This is a genomic window from Acinetobacter sp. WU_MDCI_Abxe161, from assembly GCF_025514355.1.
GTDB classification, from domain to species: Bacteria; Pseudomonadota; Gammaproteobacteria; order Pseudomonadales; family Moraxellaceae; genus Acinetobacter; species Acinetobacter pittii_E.
This window is the reverse complement of record NZ_JAHPTU010000032.1, coordinates 1-1050: the sequence shown is the minus strand read 5'-3', so window position 1 is coordinate 1050 and position 1050 is coordinate 1. Positions and strand designations below refer to the sequence as shown.

At 45.5% G+C, this 1050-nt stretch carries 1 protein-coding gene; it reads right to left on the bottom strand.

Annotated elements, in window-relative coordinates:
- Positions 1 to 19: 19 nt before the first annotated feature.
- Positions 20 to 1050: aldehyde dehydrogenase family protein (locus tag KTI78_RS17630; RefSeq protein WP_262446869.1), on the bottom strand; the 1031-nt coding region annotated here is incomplete at its 5' end.

Sequence of the window (1050 nt, the reverse complement as noted above, 5' to 3'; positions counted from 1 at the left end):
AGTGGTCTCTTTTTCATTTTTAGATCGCTGCTTTGGTCATCTCACCATTGACCAGTCTTAAAATCTGCAATGGGTTGCTGTCTTTTAAGGCTTCCGGCAACAAACTTTGCGGGTAGTTCTGGTAACAGACTGGGCGTAAATAACGGTCAATGGCCAAAGTTCCAACTGAAGTACCTCTTGCATCTGAGGTTGCTGGGTATGGTCCGCCGTGCACCATGGCATCGCACACCTCAACACCCGTTGGATAACCATTTATAAGTAATCGGCCTGCTTTTTCTTCTAGCACTGGAACCACATCTGCAAATTCGGTTAAGTCTGCTTCATCGGCAATCAAAGTTGCTGTCAGCTGTCCATTCATACTTTGTAGCGCCTGAAGGAGCTGGGCTTTATCTTCAACCTCAATGATGACAGTCGCTGGCCCAAAGATTTCTTCTTGTAAAAGCTGATCACCTGCCAATAACAGCTCCACATCAGCTTTAAACAATTGTGGCTGTGCTTGATTGCCTTGCTGGGTTTGACCTGCCAAGTGTTTAATACCTTGGTGCTCGGTTAAATGCTCAAGACCAGCGGTATAGCTTTTTAAGGTTCCGGCATTCAGCATAGTCTGTGCAGGTTTGCCACCCATAATTTCAGTTAGGTTGTTAATGAGCTGGCTAAATTCAGCTGATTTAATACCCAAAATTAAACCCGGATTGGTACAGAACTGACCACAGCCTAAAACAACTGAGTCGGCCAAGTCCTGTGCAATTTTTTCACCACGGTTTTTTAAGGCTTCCGGCAACATCAGCATCGGGTTAATACTGCTCATTTCAGCAAAGACTGGAATCGGTTGTGGACGGGCTGCAGCCATGTCACATAAAGCACGTCCACCACGCAGTGAACCAGTAAATCCAACTGCTTGTATTAAAGGATGCTTAACCAGTGGCTCACCCACACCATTCCCATAGATCATGTTAAATACACCTTTAGGCATATTTGATTTTTCTACGGCGCGTTCAATTGCCTGAGCTACAAAGTCTGCTGTCGCCATGTGACCACTATGCGCTTTCA